Origin of the sequence: Kluyvera genomosp. 2, from assembly GCF_036759865.1 — a bacterium.
Taxonomy (GTDB): Bacteria; Pseudomonadota; Gammaproteobacteria; order Enterobacterales; family Enterobacteriaceae; genus Kluyvera; species Kluyvera ascorbata_B.
This window is the reverse complement of the sequence record NZ_JAPKIA010000007.1, coordinates 176,739-194,499: the sequence shown is the minus strand read 5'-3', so window position 1 is coordinate 194,499 and position 17,761 is coordinate 176,739. Positions and strand designations below refer to the sequence as shown.

The 17,761-nt window shown below is 52.7% G+C and carries 16 protein-coding genes; 9 read left to right on the top strand and 7 right to left on the bottom strand.

Translation table 11 applies throughout. The features are described from left to right. Nucleotides 1-10: 10 nt before the first annotated feature. From tynA to V6942_RS09700, 4 genes are all read left to right on the top strand, one after another. Complete coding sequence (gene tynA, locus V6942_RS09715) at nucleotides 11-2,278, top strand: primary-amine oxidase (protein WP_333501176.1); 2,268 nt, start codon at nucleotides 11-13, stop codon at nucleotides 2,276-2,278. Between the two features lie 463 nt (nucleotides 2,279-2,741). Then, nucleotides 2,742-3,317 carry a hypothetical protein gene (locus V6942_RS09710; protein WP_182967773.1) on the top strand — a complete coding sequence of 192 codons (576 nt, stop codon included), beginning with the start codon at nucleotides 2,742-2,744 and terminating at the stop codon, nucleotides 3,315-3,317. Between the two features lie 489 nt (nucleotides 3,318-3,806). After that, a complete protein-coding gene (locus tag V6942_RS09705) occupies nucleotides 3,807-4,301 on the top strand; it encodes a molybdopterin-dependent oxidoreductase (protein WP_106926944.1) in 495 nt (164 codons plus the stop codon). Between the two features lie 17 nt (nucleotides 4,302-4,318). Further along, complete coding sequence (locus tag V6942_RS09700) at nucleotides 4,319-6,265, top strand: putative bifunctional diguanylate cyclase/phosphodiesterase (protein ID WP_333501175.1); 1,947 nt, start codon at nucleotides 4,319-4,321, stop codon at nucleotides 6,263-6,265. A gap of 53 nt (nucleotides 6,266-6,318) precedes the next feature. Here the strand turns inward: V6942_RS09700 and V6942_RS09695 are convergent, their stop codons facing one another. The 3 genes from V6942_RS09695 to V6942_RS09685 all read right to left on the bottom strand — a co-directional run bounded on the left by V6942_RS09695 (nucleotide 6,319) and on the right by V6942_RS09685 (nucleotide 8,143). Beyond that, nucleotides 6,319-6,981 (bottom strand): putative quinol monooxygenase, encoded by a 663-nt coding sequence (locus V6942_RS09695; protein WP_333501174.1) that lies wholly within the window; start codon nucleotides 6,979-6,981, stop codon nucleotides 6,319-6,321. A gap of 69 nt (nucleotides 6,982-7,050) precedes the next feature. Next, nucleotides 7,051-7,641: an NAD(P)H-dependent oxidoreductase gene (locus tag V6942_RS09690; protein ID WP_333501173.1), complete on the bottom strand. Its 591-nt coding sequence runs from the start codon at nucleotides 7,639-7,641 to the stop codon at nucleotides 7,051-7,053. Nucleotides 7,642-7,834: 193 nt separating this feature from the next. Further along, a complete protein-coding gene (locus tag V6942_RS09685) occupies nucleotides 7,835-8,143 on the bottom strand; it encodes a superoxide dismutase (RefSeq protein WP_333501172.1) in 309 nt (102 codons plus the stop codon). Nucleotides 8,144-8,282: 139 nt separating this feature from the next. On the opposite strand from V6942_RS09685, the gene V6942_RS09680 reads away from it, so the two are divergent. The 3 genes from V6942_RS09680 to V6942_RS09670 all read left to right on the top strand — a co-directional run bounded on the left by V6942_RS09680 (nucleotide 8,283) and on the right by V6942_RS09670 (nucleotide 10,576). After that, nucleotides 8,283-9,194: a LysR family transcriptional regulator gene (locus V6942_RS09680; protein WP_106926935.1), complete on the top strand. Its 912-nt coding sequence runs from the start codon at nucleotides 8,283-8,285 to the stop codon at nucleotides 9,192-9,194. A gap of 27 nt (nucleotides 9,195-9,221) precedes the next feature. Beyond that, on the top strand, nucleotides 9,222-9,704 hold the full coding sequence (locus V6942_RS09675; protein WP_333501171.1) for a glutathione peroxidase: 483 nt from the start codon (nucleotides 9,222-9,224) through the stop codon (nucleotides 9,702-9,704). 119 nt (nucleotides 9,705-9,823) lie between these two features. Then, a complete protein-coding gene (locus V6942_RS09670) occupies nucleotides 9,824-10,576 on the top strand; it encodes a hypothetical protein (RefSeq protein ID WP_333501170.1) in 753 nt (250 codons plus the stop codon). A 66-nt stretch (nucleotides 10,577-10,642) separates the two neighbouring features. Here V6942_RS09670 and V6942_RS09665 read toward each other — a convergent pair whose 3' ends face one another. Together V6942_RS09665 and V6942_RS09660 are read right to left on the bottom strand one after the other, a co-directional pair. Continuing rightward, nucleotides 10,643-11,059 carry a hypothetical protein gene (locus tag V6942_RS09665; protein ID WP_182967765.1) on the bottom strand — a complete coding sequence of 139 codons (417 nt, stop codon included), beginning with the start codon at nucleotides 11,057-11,059 and terminating at the stop codon, nucleotides 10,643-10,645. A 206-nt stretch (nucleotides 11,060-11,265) separates the two neighbouring features. Next, nucleotides 11,266-12,765, bottom strand: coding sequence for an aldehyde dehydrogenase family protein (locus V6942_RS09660; protein ID WP_333501169.1), 1,500 nt, complete (start codon nucleotides 12,763-12,765; stop codon nucleotides 11,266-11,268). Between the two features lie 233 nt (nucleotides 12,766-12,998). On the opposite strand from V6942_RS09660, the gene feaR reads away from it, so the two are divergent. Beyond that, a complete protein-coding gene (gene feaR, locus V6942_RS09655; protein WP_106926928.1) occupies nucleotides 12,999-13,907 on the top strand; it encodes a transcriptional regulator FeaR in 909 nt (302 codons plus the stop codon). 10 nt (nucleotides 13,908-13,917) lie between these two features. On the opposite strand, the gene V6942_RS09650 is transcribed toward feaR, so the two are convergent. Together V6942_RS09650 and V6942_RS09645 are read right to left on the bottom strand one after the other, a co-directional pair. Continuing rightward, nucleotides 13,918-14,139, bottom strand: a complete 222-nt coding sequence (locus V6942_RS09650; RefSeq protein ID WP_106926926.1) for a YgdI/YgdR family lipoprotein — start codon at nucleotides 14,137-14,139, stop codon at nucleotides 13,918-13,920. Between the two features lie 143 nt (nucleotides 14,140-14,282). Beyond that, the gene (locus V6942_RS09645) at nucleotides 14,283-15,347 is read right to left on the bottom strand and encodes a YncE family protein (RefSeq protein WP_333501168.1); all 1,065 of its coding nucleotides are present in this window, start codon (nucleotides 15,345-15,347) and stop codon (nucleotides 14,283-14,285) included. A gap of 256 nt (nucleotides 15,348-15,603) precedes the next feature. Here V6942_RS09645 and pqqU point away from each other — a divergent pair, with 256 nt between their 5' ends. Next, nucleotides 15,604-17,715: a TonB-dependent receptor PqqU gene (gene pqqU / locus V6942_RS09640; protein WP_333501167.1), complete on the top strand. Its 2,112-nt coding sequence runs from the start codon at nucleotides 15,604-15,606 to the stop codon at nucleotides 17,713-17,715. Nucleotides 17,716-17,761 lie beyond the last annotated feature (46 nt).

Here is a 17,761-nt window from a genome sequence, read left to right as displayed (position 1 = left end):
TGAGGTCACAATGTCTAAAGCTTTGATTCGATCTAACCGAAAAACAGCGCTCGCGCTGGCTATCGCCCTGTGTTGCGTCGGGCCCGCCACGGCTTTCGCCCACGGCGGCGAAGCGCACATGATGCCAATGGACAAAACGCTGCAGGAATTTGGCGCCGACGTGCAGTGGGACGACTATGCGCAGATGTATACCCTGATTAAAGACGGGGCGTTCGTGAAGGTCAAACCGGGCGCCAAAACTGCCATCGTCAACGGGAAAACGCTGACCTTGCAGGTACCGGTGGTGATGAAAAAAGGCAAAGCCTGGGTGTCAGAGACCTTTATCAACGACGTTTTCCAGTCTGGCCTCGATCAAACCTTCCAGGTCGAAAAAGTCCCACACCCGCTGAACTCGCTGTCATCCGCTGAGATTGGCGAAGCGGTCACTATCGTCAAAGCCGCGCCGGAATTCCAGCCGAATACCCGCTTCACCGAAATTTCTCTGCATGAACCGGATAAAAAAGCCGTATGGGAATTTGCCCTGAAAGGCACGCCGGTAAATGCACCGCGCACCGCCGATGTGGTGATGCTTGACGGTAAGCACGTGATTGAAGCGGTGGTCGATCTGCAAAATAAAAAGATCCTCTCCTGGACGCCTATCAAAGATGCCCACGGGATGGTGCTGATTGACGATTTCGTCAGCGTGCAGAACATCATAAACGCCAGCACCGAGTTTGCTGACGTACTGAAAAAACACGGTATTAAAGACACCACCAAAGTCATCACCACGCCGCTGACCGTCGGTTATTTCGACGGGAAAGACGGCCTTAAGCAGGACGCGCGACTGCTGAAAGTGGTGAGCTATCTCGATACCGGCGACGGCAACTACTGGGCGCACCCGATTGAAAACCTGGTGGCGGTGGTTGACCTTGAGCAGAAGAAAATCATCAAGATTGAAGAAGGCCCGGTGATCCCGGTGCCGATGGAATCTCGCCCGTTTGATGGCCGCGATCGGGTGGCAAAAACGGTGAAACCGCTGGAAATTATCGAGCCGGAAGGCAAAAACTACACCATCACCGGCGATATGGTCCACTGGCAGAACTGGGACTTCCACCTGCGGTTGAATTCCCGCGTCGGCCCGATTCTCTCCACCGTGACCTATAACGACAACGGCAAAAAACGCCAGGTGATGTACGAAGGGTCGCTCGGCGGGATGATTGTCCCATACGGTGACCCGGACGTTGGCTGGTACTTCAAAGCCTACCTGGATTCCGGCGATTACGGCATGGGCACCCTGACCTCGCCTATCGCTCGCGGCAAAGACGCGCCAAACAACGCCGTCCTGCTGGATGAAACCATTGCTGATTACACCGGCACGCCAACGACGATCCCTCGTGCGGTGGCGATTTTCGAACGCTATGCCGGGCCAGAGTATAAGCACCAGGAGATGGGCCAGCCGAACGTCAGCACCGAACGCCGTGAGCTGGTAGTGCGTTGGATCAGTACCGTAGGTAACTACGACTACATCTTCGACTGGGTATTCCACGAAAACGGCACCATCGGCATCGATGCTGGCGCAACCGGTATTGAAGCGGTAAAAGGCGTGAAGGCGAAAACCATGCACGACCCAAGCGCCAAAGATGACACCCGTTACGGGACGCTGATCGACCATAATATCGTCGGCACCACTCACCAGCATATTTACAACTTCCGCCTCGATCTCGACGTGGACGGTGAAAACAACAGCCTGGTGGCGATGGACCCGGAAGTGAAGCCGAACACCAGCGGCGGCCCGCGTACCAGCACGATGCAGGTGAATCAGTACACCATCGAGTCTGAGCAAAAAGCGGCGCAGAAATTCGACCCGGGCACCATTCGTCTGCTGAGCAACACCACCAAAGAGAACCGGATGGGGAATCCGATTTCGTATCAGATTATCCCTTACGCGGGCGGCACTCACCCGGCAGCGACCGGCGCCAAGTTTGCCCCTGATGAGTGGATTTACCATCGTCTGAGCTTTATGGATAAGCAGCTGTGGGTGACCCGCTATCATCAGGATGAACGCTATCCGGAAGGCAAGTACCCGAACCGTTCCGTACACGACACCGGGCTGGGGCAATATGCGAAAGATGACGAATCCTTGAGCAACCAGGACGACGTGGTCTGGATCACCACCGGCACTACCCACGTGGCGCGCGCCGAAGAGTGGCCGATTATGCCGACCGAGTGGGCTCATGCGCTGCTGAAGCCGTGGAACTTCTTTGACGAGACGCCGACCTTAGGCGAGAAGAAGAAGTAATTTGTGATAACGCGCCGCCAGATTGCCTGGCGGCGCTTTTTGTGGTCATTCCCGCCGCGATCGCAGATTGGCTATCTGTTTATCGACACAGCGACGCACAATCTCATCAGTATTGGTCAAAACATCCCAGCCATCAAATGCCCCATAGCGCTGCTGAAATGTCACCGCAGGCGCTGACGTCAGACGCATCTTCGCCCCGTATGGGCGAATAATTTCAATTTAAATGCGAGAATATCAAGAAAATGTATTTAACGCTGATATTATACGCAATACAAAATATGACACATGATATATTAAAACCAGTCCGAAACGTTTAAATAAATTCAATTAAACGCATATCAACATCATGCATAATATATCAATAAAAAATAATTCCCTGTCAATCTAAAATATTAAAAGCAATCGCCGATAAATAAATTGCACACAGCCCGTGTGACTAAGCCATTATCGAAGGAGAGTTATTATGTCTGATTTTGCTCTGGTCCTGAATGATATGCGCGATCACTATAAGAAGAATTTAGGCAAGAAAAGCGTCACCCGGTTCCGACCGGTAGAGGAAGTGCACGACGATATTTTGTTTGCCGCAGTAACGGATGACGTTGCCGTATCTGGCGAAGAAGTACTGGCACAGCTTAAAATCACCGCCAAGGCAGGCGCCACGGCAACCGCTACCGCAATCCAAAATGGCATTACTGACGCCACCGGCGTCCTCAAGGACCACGGAGCGACATCGTCTGCTGTCGATGATTTTATCAGTAAAATGAACAAGCAAAGGGAAGATGCTAAACAGAACGCCAGTAAAACGATTGATAAGATTTATGACGAAGCGATCAGTATCGGCAAAGAGCATCCGAAGTTGCAGGGTTTAATTGCCGGTCTCATGGACACGGTTAGCCAGTTATTCCATGAGCTGGTGAGTAAAATTGTCGACTTTGTGGCGGGCATCGTGAAATCCGTCGTAGCGTGGCTAAACACCGCATGGAAAAGCATCAACACGTTCTTCTCAAGCGTTGGCAGCTGGGTCTCCGGCTGGTTTTAAGCCGTTAATCCCAGAATAAAAAACCGCCATCCTGCGGAGTGCGTCAATTTTGCGCCTCCGCTTCAACGCTGCCACTGCGCGTTGGTGATTCAGCGCATTGCGATACCATGAGAATGCCTGTGTTATCAGGTTGATGTAAAATCTTATCCTGCCATTAAGCCAAAGTACGATTTATTCAGTAAAGCCTGCCGCAGGATAGCGGCAATACCGTGCTGCGCAATCAGATAATCCCCTTTATTTATATGCGTTTTTTTCACCCACAAATGGGCGACTTTTTTTTGTTCAGCTACAATAAAATTTAGCTCAACTCAAATAATGGACGCGATCGTTTTCAACGCACAGGCCCAGAGGGATACAACTAACTCACTGATTTAAATGAGGTTAAAAATAAAACAGAAATATTAAACTCATAATAGCCAGACAGCATATGTAAATAGAATGCTAACTAAATTATAATTCTTTCACATCTGATAGATAGGTAAGGTTAGTATGCGATTCATTGTCATGTTGTTAAGCATTGTGGTCTGCGCGCAGGTCTGGGCGGGCGAACTTCCCAAACCTACAGGGAAAGTCCTGCTAACACTGTCCGGCAATATCGAAAATACAAATGGTAGCGGTAAAGCGGCTCTGGATATCGCGGGTCTGGAGAAACTGGGCATGGTCAGTTTCCAGACAACCTCTCCCTGGTATAATGGGCGCACGACCTTTACGGGTATTCCCGTACAGAAATTAATGGATTATGTCGGCGCGAAAGGTTCCGTTGTTAAGGTCACCGCGCTTAATGACTACACCACCGTTATCCCGCTCAGCGATTTCAAGAAGTACAACGTGATCCTCGCTTTAAAAATCAACGGCGAGTATATGCGCATCCGTGACAAGGGGCCGTTATTCATTGTGTATCCCTATGACAGTCTGCCGGAACTGAATAATCAGATTTATTATTCCAGATCCGCATGGCAAGTCAGCAGAATGAATATTGAGTAAGGGTTCAGAAGCGCATTATGAACAGAATACTGGCGGCCATCATTTTTTCTCTTTTTATTTCTACGGGATATATTTCTTTCCTTGTGCATGAAAGGCAACAAGAGTTACAAAAGCTGACCCACTACACCGATTCATGGTCTGCTGCACAGCTGGTGTCAGAATATTACCGCTTCGAATCGTCGTTAGGCCTGTACACCATCGATGACACCATGCCCCTCGATGCGGTGCGTCTACGCCTCGATATAATGCTCAGCCAGAGTGCTTTACTGAAAGAAGGCGACCTGGGGCACTACATTGATAGCAATAAACCGCATCATTTACTGGCGGTGAAGCTGGAGGAGATTCTTGACTATCTGGACGCGAATCTTGAGAAGATGGACCGCCCGGAGCTCCAGGCATACCTGAAAAAAATGCATGCGCTTGATACCCCACTGGGCCGCCTGTCGTCCGGTGCCTTGAATAAAGATGTTAACTCAATTAATAACGCCAACCTCAAAATTCAAACGCTGTATTATATTTACTCAGCGACATCGGTCCTGCTGATAATACTGAGTGCGATACTGGGCGTTCTGATATTTTATCAGAACAGGAACATCCTGAAGGCGCACCTTCAGGTGAAAAGCCTGGCTGAAGAGTTGCAAAAATCGAAAGAAAAGCTGCAAATCCAGAATGCGAAACTGGAATATGACGTATTCCATGACTCTCTGACTCAGATGAATAACCGTCATTTCTTCTGGGGAAATTTGAATAGGACTATCGACATCGCCAAAGAAAACAACACCTCGGTCACCGTGATGTTGTTCGATCTGGACTGCTTCAAGGAAGTTAATGACACCTATGGTCATGATGTCGGTGACATCTTATTACGCCAGATCTCCCATCGGCTGAGCGCGATAAACTTTACCTCCGACGCGCTGTATCGCTTAGGTGGCGACGAATTTGCGTTTCTCTCGAGCGGTCTGACCGAAAATCGTGCCGTGTTGCTGGCGCAAAAAATCAGTGAATCCGTCAACCAGCCCTACACCATCTATAACTCGATTATCAATATCACCACCTGCGTCGGGATTGTTATCTCAGAAACGGAACGTCGCCCGGACTATCTGTACAAGTTCGCCGATTTGGCCCTTTATGAAGCCAAAAATGAAGGCGCAGGCAAGATTAAAGTCTTCCGTCAGCGCATGTTGGACAAGCTGCAGGAACGCCGGACCCTTGAGCATGATATGGCGCTTGCGCTCGTGAATAAAGAATTTGTGGTTTATTATCAACCCATTGTGGATTCATTCAGTCGCGAGATTTACAGCTATGAAGCCCTGATTCGCTGGGTGCATCCGTCAAAAGGGCTGATGTCACCGGACAGTTTTATTCCCGTTGCGGAAAAAACCGGCATGATCAACGAAATGGGAAGATCGGTGCTGGAGATGGCCTGCCGGGAGGCAGCTTCGTGGGCGATTCCGGCCAAAATATCCGTCAACGTCTCTCCGGTGCAGCTCAGCAGCAAAGGCTTTGCCGGCATCGTGCTGTCTATTTTGAAAGAAACCGGGCTACCGGCGGACCGCCTTGAGCTAGAGGTCACGGAAACCGCGCTGTTTACCGAGAGCAATACGCCGATGAATACGCTCAACAAGCTCAGATCCCTGGGCGTAACCATCGCCATCGATGACTTTGGCACCGGCTACTCTTCTTTGTCACGACTGAGCAGGCTGTCCTTCGACAAAATCAAAATAGACAAATCTTTTGTGCACTCGATATCCACCCAGGAAGACGCCCTGAATATTATCAAGCTCATCACCGGCATGGCTAAATCGCTCAACATGAAGGCGGTTGCAGAAGGGGTGGAAACGCTGGAACAGCTGGAAAGCCTGCAGGCGCTGGGCTGTGATTTCGCCCAGGGTTATCTGTTCAGTAAACCTCAGCCCTATATCGATGACGCGGTTAAATATCGAAAATTCCCCCTGTCATCGTAAAAGCGCTGCTGCCCTGCTATTGATGGATGGACCGAACAGGCCATCGTGCGTCATTAGCCAGGGCGGCATGCCATTGTTGATTTCATTCCGCCTTTATTACGCAGAAATACAGGGTTAACCGGAATGGCCTGTTTGCGGGTCGTTATTGCCGCGGTCTGCGTAATATAATCGCGGAAGTGCGGCATTTGCCGGTGCTGCTGATAATCTTCTTCGCTCGCATAAACCTCATAAAAATACCAGCGACAGGCATTCGTGACGTCCGTTGCGGCATACATGGCAAGCACGCCGTGCTCCACGTCGAGCGAAGTCGCCATTTCCGGCAACACGCTATTTTTGAATGCGATCTGGAATTCCGGCTTCACCTCCACAATCACCAGATTATTGATGGTTCGTTCATCCTGAATAACGTGCTTATCACCGACAAATTGAGGTACCAGCGTGATTTTCTGTTTCTGCTCGATAATCTCCGCGGCATTGGCGGCGAATGTCTTATAAGCTGCGCCATTCAGATGCTGGTAATAAGCGTCATCGTCATTATAGAGTTCGACCATATAAGCTCGTCGCAGATCATCCTTGTGTTTCAGGGCATACATTGCCAGCGTGCCAACTTCGCTACTGATAGAGGCTGAAATGGTTTGCTCCGCGATCTCATCATAGCGAGCGCTCTGATTGGCTTTAACGATAAGTTCATAAAGATTGATCGCGATATTCTGCATATTGACCCCTTTGTCAACGTCACACGGTAAAGTCGGCCGTCAGCGGCTGGCAAAAAATGCCCGATCGCCCTACGCTGCCGGTTGGCTGCGGGATGTCTGCCCCTTCGCCGAGAGCCCCTGCAAAACAGCCACCAGCCTGGCGGCATGTTCTCTGGCCTGCGTTTTTTGCTGCGCAATTTTATCTGCATCCCTGTCGGCATAGCTGATTCCGCAGGTGTAAACCGGGTCTAATAATTCAAGATTACACAGCCTTGCCGTGGTCTCAAAGGGGATTAAATAGTCCTCAACCGCGTGGCCGAAGAGCCCCTGCGCGTCATACAGCGACGCTGGCGCGCCCGTGGTAAACGAAAGTAGCAGCTTTTTACCGCCCAGTTTTGCCCTTGAACCATGGGCAAAGCCATGTACAAAAACCTCATCCAGCCAGCGCTTCATCAGCCCCGGCAGGCCGTACCAGGAAAATGGAAACTGCCAGACGATAATATCTGCCTTCAACAGGCTTTCCTGCTCAGCGAGAATATTGATTTTCCCGTCAGGATACAGGCTGTCCAGGCGACGAATTTCAGCATCAGGCAGCGCCGCGGCGATTTCGCCCATAATAGTGGCATTCGCGATGGAATGGTTCAGGTCAGGATGCCCGGAAATAATGGTAATATTTTTCATATTCAATGCGTTAGTTAGCTGTATGTGTATCGTAAAGTCAGTATAGACCTGGCCTATTATTATTTTTAGACGAGTAATAACTTAATCTCTTTTAGCTAAAAACGAATAATCACCGCCCGGTCTGGCAAAGGTGCGGGGGCACGTTGGTGCTGACCAACAGACCGCCCGTCGCGCCTGGAGCCATCGTGCCCGCCTACTTTTGATCTTTAAATTCCGCACTAAACAAGTCTTCCCAGTTCACAAATGAACCCAGCGGGATGCATTCGAACGACAGCAGATTTGCCTTTGCCAGCGGGAACTCAGCCATCGTTTCCATCGCCTCATCTACCGAGTCGCATTCCAGAAAAATGGCAACGCCGGGCCGGTCCTGGCGGAAATAGATATCGCGGATAAACCCGGCTTTATAAAGCCCCCAGGCGTGCAGCGCTTCAGCGGTCAGATGCGGCGCATACTGCTCAAGCGTGGCGCCGGCGGCGGGAACATCCAAACATAAAATTCTCATAACGGTCTCCTGAACACAGTTACCAGTGGGAAGTGGCTGAAGTATAATTGCTTGTATTCAGGAAGATTAGGTGCCGATGGGCTTAAGCATATTTAGCCTATAGTTAAGAATAAGTCGGGGATTTACTCAGGATGACAGCATGAATAATGCGATTTATAACCAGATACGCATATTTCAGAGCATTGCTCGCGAAGGCAGTATTTCCGCGGCCGCGCGAAAGCTGGAAATTACGCCGCCCTCGGTCAGCCATGCCCTCAAGCTGCTGGAACAGCATCTCGGCCACCCTCTTTTTGTCCGTACCACTCGGCGTATTGAGCTGACGGAAGCAGGCCAACAGCTGCTTGAGCAAACTACCGCAGCGGTGGACTCGCTGGAGAAATCGCTGGAAAGCCTGCGCGACCAGAATCGGGAACCTTCTGGCCTGGTGCGGATTACGCTTTCACGCTTCGCCTATCTGTTGATTCTGAAACCCGCAATGGCCGGCTTCTGCCAGCAATACCCGGGTATCCAGCTGGAGATATCGGTCTATGACGGTACCGTGAATATTATCGACGACCGTTTTGACCTCGGCATTCGTTTCGGCGATATTCTCGACGGCGGCGTCGTTGCCCGTCCGCTAATGAAATCGTTCCGTGAAGGGTTGTATGCTTCTGCGGCCTATCTCGCCGAATATGGCGTGCCTGAAGTGCCGGACGATCTCAACCGTCACCGGTTAATTGGCTACCGCTTTATCACCAACAATCGTATCCTGCCGCTTATTCTGAACGACAACGGCGAACCGCTGACCGTTGAGATGCCCAGCCAGCTCATCAGCAACGATATTGAGGTGATGGCCGACGGTATTCGGCATAATCTGGGGATTGGTCGTCTGTTTGAACCGGTTTATCAGTTACAGCCCGACCGGGAGAAATTTATCCCCGTCATGGAGCGCTACTGGCGAACCTATCCGTCGGTCTATCTTTATTACCCGAAAAGCGCCGGGAAAACGAAAAGAGTGAAGGCGTTGATTGATTTTCTGCTGAGCCATATGGAAAAACAGGCGTCATCTTAACCCCATCTCACCGCTGAGGATTTCACTATGCCCACCTTTTATCAACTTTCCGCCACCGCGCTGAATGGCCAGCCCGTCGCCATGGCTGATTTCGCAGGCAAGCTGGTTCTGGTGGTCAATACCGCCAGCCATTGTGGCTTCACGCCGCAATACGCGGGTCTTGAAGTGCTCTACCAGAAATATGCCGGTCGGGGGCTGGTGATACTGGGTTTCCCCTGTAACCAGTTCGGTAAACAGGAGCCCGGCGGCAGCGACGACATTTCCCGTACCTGCCACATCAACTATGGGGTGAGTTTCCCGATGTTCGAGAAAGTCGAGGTTAATGGTGCTGGCGCGCACCCGCTGTTTCGTTACCTGAAGCGCGAACTGCCCGGCGTGCTGGGTGGGCGAATAAAGTGGAACTTCACCAAGTTTCTGATCGGCCGTGACGGTAAACCATTCAAACGTTTTGCGCCATTTACTACCCCGGAGAAAATGGAAGCGGCTATTCTTGACGCGCTCAAAAGTTAACCTGGCTTAACCATCAAAGCCTCGCACTTTTAGAAAATGCTTACCTGACGATTTAAGTTCTGTCTGATTATGCCGATTATCATTAACAATGAAAATACCAGACTAAGGTAGCATTTTTAATGAAGGATATTGCGAAATATACAAAATCTTTGGATTTAGCAAAGTACTATGTTTATGCCTTTTATGATCGAGAGGATCCCTTCAAAAAGCCTTTTTACATCGGTAAAGGTAAATCAGGACGCTGTTTTGACCATATAAGAAACCCCGACGACTCGCCAAAATCTGCGCGTATTAAAGCGCTGCTGGCAAAGAAGAGCCTGGGCATCGATATTCTTCGACATGGCATGGACGAGCCCACGGCCAAACTGGTTGAAGCCACGTGTATCGACCTCCTTGGCGTGGGTGAATTGACGAACAAAGTGCGTGGAAGCAGCTCGCTGATGGGGCGCATCACCCTTGATTCTCTTCAACATTTACTGCTGCAAGAAGAAACCGAGATTGCACCGGAGCACGCTGGCCTCGCATTTCTGCTTAACAGTACCTACAAATCCGGTATGAGTGCATTGGAACTCTATGAGGCCACGCGCGGAATCTGGAAAAACGTGCCAAAAGATGACTCTTTAAAATTTGCTTATGCGACTTATGGTGGGCTGGTTATGGAAGTCTACGAAATACGGTGCTGGGTAAAAGCGGGTTCGCAAGAATACTTTACGCGTGAATTGAATATTGCCCCTGACACTCAACGAAGGGAGTTTGTTGGCCGAATTGCCGCTAAAGAAATCAGAGAGTTGTATGTTGGGAAGTTAATCAAAAAAGCACGCAGCCACGGTAGCCCGTTCGTTAAAGTCGGCGTGGGACAAGCTACGCCTTAACCGCACTGGCAAATCGTTTATTGTGTCAGAGACAGCGCCCGGTTTCTGACACAAATTATCGATATATTAAGAAAAAGTCATCGGTGTATAAACGGAAAGCGCGGAAATGGTGGGTTGAGTCGCTACCTCCCACACTTTTTTATCGCGAGAAAACTCAATGCCATCGGTATTGATCGAAACATTCTGGGGTTTATTTCCCGTCATCAAAGATGACAGTAAAAAATCAAACTCCTGGCTTTTAAGACACGTGTCTAATTGCGCAGCAGGCGGTGTTTGCAGATAGTACATCGTTCCGACATTTTCATTCTCGCTGCCCATGCGGAAGATACGGAGAGTCCACGGGGCTGAGGCTAACTGGAGCCCATCCTCAGTAGAAAAATAAATTCGCTCGTCACGCTCAAGCGCAATTGTCATTGTGATGAAAACCCCAGCATCACTTGATGTGATAATTTTTATATTTGACGGTTCGAACTGAATAAACATAGTCATCCTCAGCATCAATTCGGTTTTTGATGCCTTCTATCTTCTGCCTCGATTTTTTGGAATTCAATTGATTTTCGAAACGCTTCTCGAAGAAGAATCACTTTGAGGACATGCAGAAGTCTGAATGCGAGAATTCGAACAGAGTTTGCCGCTCCATCGTTAGACCCACTCTCTCCCGGAAAGGGAGAGAGTGCTGATGGTAAAAATTAGTACCGCACGCACACCGATTTCGTTTCACACCAGTCATTCAGCCAGTCCGGACCAAAATCACGCCCCGTCCCCGACTGCTTCATGCCGCCAAACGGCAGGTTGGCGTCAATCAGCGTATGGCTGTTGACCCATACCGTGCCGGCCTGCAGACGGTCAGTGTAGTTCAGCGCCTGGGTCAGATCGCGAGTCCAGACGCTGGCGGTCAGGCCAAAGTCGCTGTCGTTGGCAAGGCGCAGCGCTTCTTCACCGTCGGCCACCCGCACCAGGTTCACCACCGGGCCAAATACCTCTTCGCGGGTCAGGCGCAGGTTGGCATCCGGGTTAATGACCAGCGTTGGCGGAATGTAGAAACCCTGCGCATCCGGGCCGACGTTGCCGGTAATCAACTCCGCGTTGTGCTTGCGGGCGTCGTCCAGATAGGCCGCCACTTTCGCGCAGTGCGCCTGAGAAACCACCGGGTTAATCTGCGTGGTCTCCAGCATACCTGGCCCCACCTGCAGCGATTTCACCGCCTGCTCAAAGCCGCTGACCAGCGTATCGAACAGCGGCGCTTCAATATAGATACGCGAACTGGCGGCGCACACCTGCCCCTGGTTAAGGAAGCTGCCGGTCATCAGGCCCTCAATCACCCACGCCGGATCGGCGTCTTTCAGCACGATCGCCGGGTTTTTTCCCCCCAGTTCCAGCGTGACGCGGGTCAGTCGGTCGGCGGCAACGCGCGCAATCTGTTTACCCGTGGCGGTGGAGCCGGTAAAGCTGACTTTTGCTACGTGCGGGTGCGATGTTAACGCAGCTCCGCACTCGGCGCCGCTGCCGGTGACCACGTTGAACACGCCTTCCGGCACCCCCGCTTCGATGGCCAGTTCAGCCACGCGCAGCAGCGTCAGCGGCGTGGTTTCAGACGGTTTGATGACGATCGAGCAGCCCGCCGCCAGCGCGGGCATCACTTTCCACATGCCAATCATCAGCGGGAAGTTCCACGGAACGATACCCGCCACAACGCCTACCGGCTCTTTTTTGGTCCATGCCTGGTAGCGCGCGCCTTGCGGGAAAGGAATCGATACGTCCAGGGTGCGGCCGCTGATCTTGGTCGTCAGCCCGGCGGTGTAGCGCATCCAGTTCAGCGTACAGCCCACTTCGAAGGCGCGAGAAATGTTGATCGATTTACCCTGCTCCAGGGTTTCTAACTGGGCCAGCTCTTCACCATGCTGCTCCACCAGATCGGCAAAGCGCAGCAGAATGCGTTCACGCTCGGCAGGCGTGCGGCCAGCCCAGCTGCGGGAGACAAACGCACGCCAGGCCGACATCACCGCGCGGTCAACGTCCGCCGCGTTGGCATCGGCGGTTGTGGCAATCGCCTGACCCGTGGCCGGATCCCAGACGGTGAGACGTTTTTCGCTCTGCGCCGCCTGCTGTGCGCCATCAATAAACAGGCCATGCTGACGGTCTAAAAACTGCTGCACGCTGGCGAGCAGCGCTACCTGTGCTGCGGACATATCGTCTCCTTATTCTTCGCGGTTAGTCATTTCAGTCTACGGCGGGTCTGGCGAAGGCGCTTTTATCTGTGTGACATTCGCTTGTGCGGCTGTGACAGAGACCGCAATTAAACAGATTGCTCTGGCAGAAATGTGCAACAGGTAATAGTTCTTTCATATATTCCCCGCCTGCCCCTTGTTAAAGGCAACATAAATGCAACAATGCCAAAACATTTTCATTGCAGAGATGGCGTATGGCAGCGGTAAATAGCGGTGAGACCTATCAGTCGTGGCTGGCAAAAATCAATCAGGTGTGCGGGCATTTCGCCGCGCGTCCGTTGGATGGCGACTTTCATGGTGAGATAGACACCAGCTATGCGGGCAGCCTCAAGCTCAGCACGGTCACCACCCGCAACGTCAATCTGTTCCGCACTCGTCAGGAGATCCGCAGCGGCAACGATGCCTGGTTCTATACCGTGTTTCAGCTCTCCGGCCAGGCGAGCATTGAGCAGGATGATCGTCAGGTGCAGCTGGAAACCGGCGATATGACGCTGATCGACGCCTCGCGGCCCTGCTCCATCCTCTGGCAGCAAACGTCGCGTCAGGTCTCGTTATTGCTGCCGCGACAGTTGCTGGAAAACCAGCTGCGCGGGAGTGGAATTAGCGTGGCGACCCGGCTGGATAAATCGCTACCGATGGTACAGCTCAGCCAGCGCCTGCTGCACGAGAGCATGAGCAGCCCGCAGTTATCAGCCAGTGAAAGCGAAGCCGCGCTTGATGCCATGGTCTGCCTGCTGCGCCCGATGTTACATCAGCAGGACGTCCGACCGTCACGGCGTGAGAAGCAGTATCAGAAAATCATGGCATTAATTGACGATGCGATTCAGGAAGAGCACCTGCGCCCGGAATGGCTGGCCAGCGAAACGGGAATGTCAGTACGCAGCCTCTACCGGCTGTTTGCCGATAAAGGTCTGGTGGTGGCGCAGTATATTAAAAACCGCCGACTCGATTTATGCGCACAGGCACTGTTGTGCGCGCACGGCGATGAAAAACTCGCCGGAATCGGCTACCGCTGGGGGTTCAGCGACCACAGTCACTTCTCCACCGCGTTTAAGCAGCGATTCGGCATGTCGCCGGGAGAATATCGCAAGCGCGGCCGCTAAATAGCGAGAATCAGTTATCTTCGACCAGTTGGGCCACGTCGTTACTGTTGATTTGACGTGCGTTGCCGTCCTGATCGGTATAGCTGGTCATACCGGTGTCTTTATCAAGCTTCGGTTTTCCCTGCGTCACAATCGTCTGCCCGCTTTTGGTGGTCATCACGTAATTGCTGCTACAGCCTGCCAGCGCCAGTAGCATGACGCTCGCGCACAGAATAGATAACGGCTTATTCATGGTATCTCCCTTATTTAACCCTACCCACAGTGGGTTTAAGTGTCTGTATTGTAGGCCCGAGCGCAAAAAATGAAACCAGACGGATGTAACAGAAGTTATATCGGGAGCGAGCGGGAGGCGCAACGCGCCCCCCGTCGGGGTGATTACAGCGCGATGCGGATGACATCGTCAGGCGCAGTGGCCTCTTTCTGGCGGGTAGACTCCTGCTTCACGCTCACAAACAGCGTGTTACCGTCGGCGGACAGCGCCAGGCTGTTCGGGAAGGTTGGCGTCTTGATGGTTTTTGTCACTTTATAATCTTTGGCGTCGATCACCGTCACGGTACCGGCTTTACGCTGGGTCACATACACTTCGTTGCGCGTCGGGTTAAACAGCACTGCCAGCCCTTCCTGGGTATCGACTTTCGACAGCACCTTGCCATCTTTCAGGTTAACCACCAGCAGCTCAGGCTGTTTGGAATCGGTGATGAACGCACGCTGTCCGGCTTTGTCCAGGCTGATGTTGATGTAGAAATGCTCTTTGCCGTCATCCTGCAGGTTCTGGCGCTTGACGATTTTGTTGCTGGCGGTATCAATGGTCACCAGCTCACCGTCGGCGTTGGTCACGTACAGACGTTCTTTATCCGCATCAACCGCCAGCCCGGTGCCGAAGCTACCGGTACCTTCAATGGTGGTTTTCAGAGCAATTTTATCGCCATCTACCACCCATACCGAGCTGCCTTCTTTACCAATGCCGGTGATGTACACGGTATTGGTTTTCTCATTTACCGCAAGTTGGCGCGGCTGCAACGGTTTCACGGTTTCGCTACGCTGACGTCCATCCAGAACCAGTCGCCCTTTCACATCGCCGGTTTTAGCGTCAATCGCCGTTACCGCGCCGTTGATCGTGTTGCCGAACCACAGGGTCTGGGTTTGCGCGTTCAGCGTGGCGCCAAACGGTTTAAGGTCGTTATGAATTGTCTGGGTCACTTCCAGCGTGACCGGGTCCAGGCGATACACCACCCCGCCCTTATCGGTTTTACGGCTCTGTGAGGTGGCCAGCCACAGCGCGTTCTCCTGCTGGCTGTAGGCCATTTCATATGCCCCTTTACCGACCGCTTTACGCAGCATTTCATCTGCGGCGTGTGCGCTAAAGCTCCCGGCCAGCAGTAAAGCACTCAACAACAGAGAACGGCGCAGGCGCGGTGCGGATAATTGACGTAATGACATGACGACTCCCTTTGATGAACTGAATGATTACTGCTTCACATGGCTTCAGCCTTCGCAGCGTCATGGCGCTGCGTTTTGTAGATGCGAATAGTAATCATTAATTCATGGAATGTGGAGCTTTTCTTTGCATCCGCAACCGAAATGCCTCTATTTAATTACCTGAAATTAACTATTTATGCTGCTAAAGTTTTCAATGTGTTTACAAAACATTACTCTAGTCGAGTCTGTTCCATTTGGTACATTTTGCGAGTTTTTCATGAAAATAATCACCGTACGCTCAGCAGCGCTGCCTGCGCTGCTGTTACCACTTGTTTTTGCTCCGTTTTCCTGGGCCAGTGACGAACAAACGTTGATTGTGACCGCCGCCCCTCAGACCGTGTCCGAACTGGATACCCCGGCAGCGGTCAGCGTGGTCGACGGTGAGGACATGCGCCATGCGACGCCGCGCGTGAATCTATCAGAATCGTTGGGCGCGGTACCGGGCCTGCAAATTCAGAACCGTCAGAACTATGCGCAGGATTTGCAGCTCTCGATTCGTGGTTTTGGTTCGCGCTCCACCTTCGGGGTACGCGGCATTCGGATGTACGTTGATGGTATCCCCTCCACCATGCCGGACGGCCAGGGGCAAACCTCAAATATTGATATCGGCAGCATCGATCATATCGATGTGCTGCGCGGCCCCTTCTCTGCGCTGTACGGTAACGCTTCCGGCGGCGTGGTGAACGTGACCACAGAAAGCGGCAAACAGCCCACCACGCTTGAAGCCAGCAGCTACTACGGCAGCTATGGCACCTGGCACTACGGGATGAAGGCCAGCGGCGCGGTTGGCGATGGCAGCCACGCGGGCGATGTTGATTACACTGTGTCGACGAATCGATTCACCACTCGCGGTTATCGCGATCACAGCGCCGCGCGCAAGAATCTGGCCAATGCCAAGCTCGGCGTGCGCATCAATGATGCCAGCAAGCTGACGCTGCTGTTTAACAGCGTCGATATTAAAGCCAACGATCCCGGCGGGCTGGATGAGAACGAGCTGCAGCAGAACCGCGAACAGTCGCCGCGTGGCGATCAGTACAATACGCGTAAAAGCGTTAAGCAGACGCAGGCAGGCCTGCGCTACGAGCGCCAACTGAGCGAGCAGGATGATTTGAGCGTGATGATGTACGCCGGTGAACGACAGACGACACAGTACCAGTCGATTCCGCGCGGACCGCAGCTTAACCCGACTCATGCCGGCGGCGTGATCGATCTCGATCGCCACTATCAGGGCATCGATACCCGCTGGACGCACCGCGGCGAACTGCTCGTCCCGGTGACCCTCACCACGGGGCTTAACTACGAGAATATGAGCGAGAAGCGCCGCGGCTATGAAAACTTCGTCATGGACGGCAGTACGCCGGTCTACGGCGAGAAAGGCAATCTGCGCCGCAACGAGCGCAACCTGATGTGGAACCTCGACCCCTATCTGCAAACCCAGTGGCAGTTGACCGATAAGCTGAGCCTCGACGCGGGCGTACGCTACAGCTCCGTCTGGTTTGACTCCAATGACCATTACATTACCGCCAAAAATGGCGACGACAGCGGCGACGCCAGCTACCACAAATGGCTGCCAGCAGGATCGTTAAAGTACGCGCTGACCGATGCGTGGAACCTGTATCTCTCCGCCGGTCGCGGTTTTGAAACCCCGACCATCAACGAACTGTCGTACCGCTCGGACAACCGCAGCGGGCTGAACTTCGCCCTGCAACCCTCAACCAATGAGACCGTGGAGATAGGCAGTAAAACGCGTATTGGCAATGGCCTGCTGACCGCCGCACTGTTCCAGACCGATACTGATAACGAGATTGTCACCGACGCCAGCAGCGGCGGACGTACCAGCTACAAAAACGCGGGAAAAACCCGCCGACAGGGCGCGGAACTGTCGCTGGATCAGCAGTTTGCTGAAAACTGGCGTGCCAAAGCGGCCTGGACATGGCTCGACGCCACCTACCGCAGCAACGTGTGCGATGACGCAAACTGTAACGGCAATCGTATACCGGGCATCGCGCGCAATATGGGCTTCGCCTCGCTGGGCTATGAGCCGGAAAGCGGCTGGTACGCGGGCGCGGACGTGCGCTATCTGAGCGACATCATGGCGAACGACGAAAACACCGCTCGCGCGCCGTCGTGGACCGTTGTCGGACTGAACACCGGCTATAAATTCGATATCGGTAACTGGAATCTGGACGTCTTTGGCCGCGTCGACAATCTGTTCGACCGCCAGTACGTTGGCTCGGTGATCGTTAACGAATCCAACGGCCGCTATTACGAACCGGCACCGGGCCGTAACTATGGCGTCGGGGTCAACGTCGCGTGGCGTTTTGAATAAATAACCTGAACGTTTCCGGGGAGCCCCGGAAACGGTTTACTCACGA

Excerpts from the sequence above, each read along its gene's own strand:
- V6942_RS09690 (WP_333501173.1), bottom strand. The coding sequence starts at position 7,641 with ATGAAAAATATTACCATTATTTCCGGGCATCCTGACCTGAACCATTCC.
- V6942_RS09685 (WP_333501172.1), bottom strand. The coding sequence starts at position 8,143 with ATGAGAATTTTATGTTTGGATGTTCCCGCCGCCGGCGCCACGCTTGAG.
- V6942_RS09645 (WP_333501168.1), bottom strand. The coding sequence starts at position 15,347 with ATGTCATTACGTCAATTATCCGCACCGCGCCTGCGCCGTTCTCTGTTG.
- V6942_RS09700 (WP_333501175.1), top strand. The coding sequence starts at position 4,319 with ATGAACAGAATACTGGCGGCCATCATTTTTTCTCTTTTTATTTCTACG.
- V6942_RS09660 (WP_333501169.1), bottom strand. The coding sequence starts at position 12,765 with ATGTCCGCAGCACAGGTAGCGCTGCTCGCCAGCGTGCAGCAGTTTTTA.
- tynA (WP_333501176.1), top strand. The coding sequence starts at position 11 with ATGTCTAAAGCTTTGATTCGATCTAACCGAAAAACAGCGCTCGCGCTG.
- V6942_RS09710 (WP_182967773.1), top strand. The coding sequence starts at position 2,742 with ATGTCTGATTTTGCTCTGGTCCTGAATGATATGCGCGATCACTATAAG.
- pqqU (WP_333501167.1), top strand. The coding sequence starts at position 15,604 with ATGAAAATAATCACCGTACGCTCAGCAGCGCTGCCTGCGCTGCTGTTA.
- feaR (WP_106926928.1), top strand. The coding sequence starts at position 12,999 with ATGGCAGCGGTAAATAGCGGTGAGACCTATCAGTCGTGGCTGGCAAAA.
- V6942_RS09665 (WP_182967765.1), bottom strand. The coding sequence starts at position 11,059 with ATGTTTATTCAGTTCGAACCGTCAAATATAAAAATTATCACATCAAGT.
- V6942_RS09695 (WP_333501174.1), bottom strand. The coding sequence starts at position 6,981 with ATGCAGAATATCGCGATCAATCTTTATGAACTTATCGTTAAAGCCAAT.
- V6942_RS09680 (WP_106926935.1), top strand. The coding sequence starts at position 8,283 with ATGAATAATGCGATTTATAACCAGATACGCATATTTCAGAGCATTGCT.
- V6942_RS09705 (WP_106926944.1), top strand. The coding sequence starts at position 3,807 with ATGCGATTCATTGTCATGTTGTTAAGCATTGTGGTCTGCGCGCAGGTC.
- V6942_RS09675 (WP_333501171.1), top strand. The coding sequence starts at position 9,222 with ATGCCCACCTTTTATCAACTTTCCGCCACCGCGCTGAATGGCCAGCCC.
- V6942_RS09670 (WP_333501170.1), top strand. The coding sequence starts at position 9,824 with ATGAAGGATATTGCGAAATATACAAAATCTTTGGATTTAGCAAAGTAC.
- V6942_RS09650 (WP_106926926.1), bottom strand. The coding sequence starts at position 14,139 with ATGAATAAGCCGTTATCTATTCTGTGCGCGAGCGTCATGCTACTGGCG.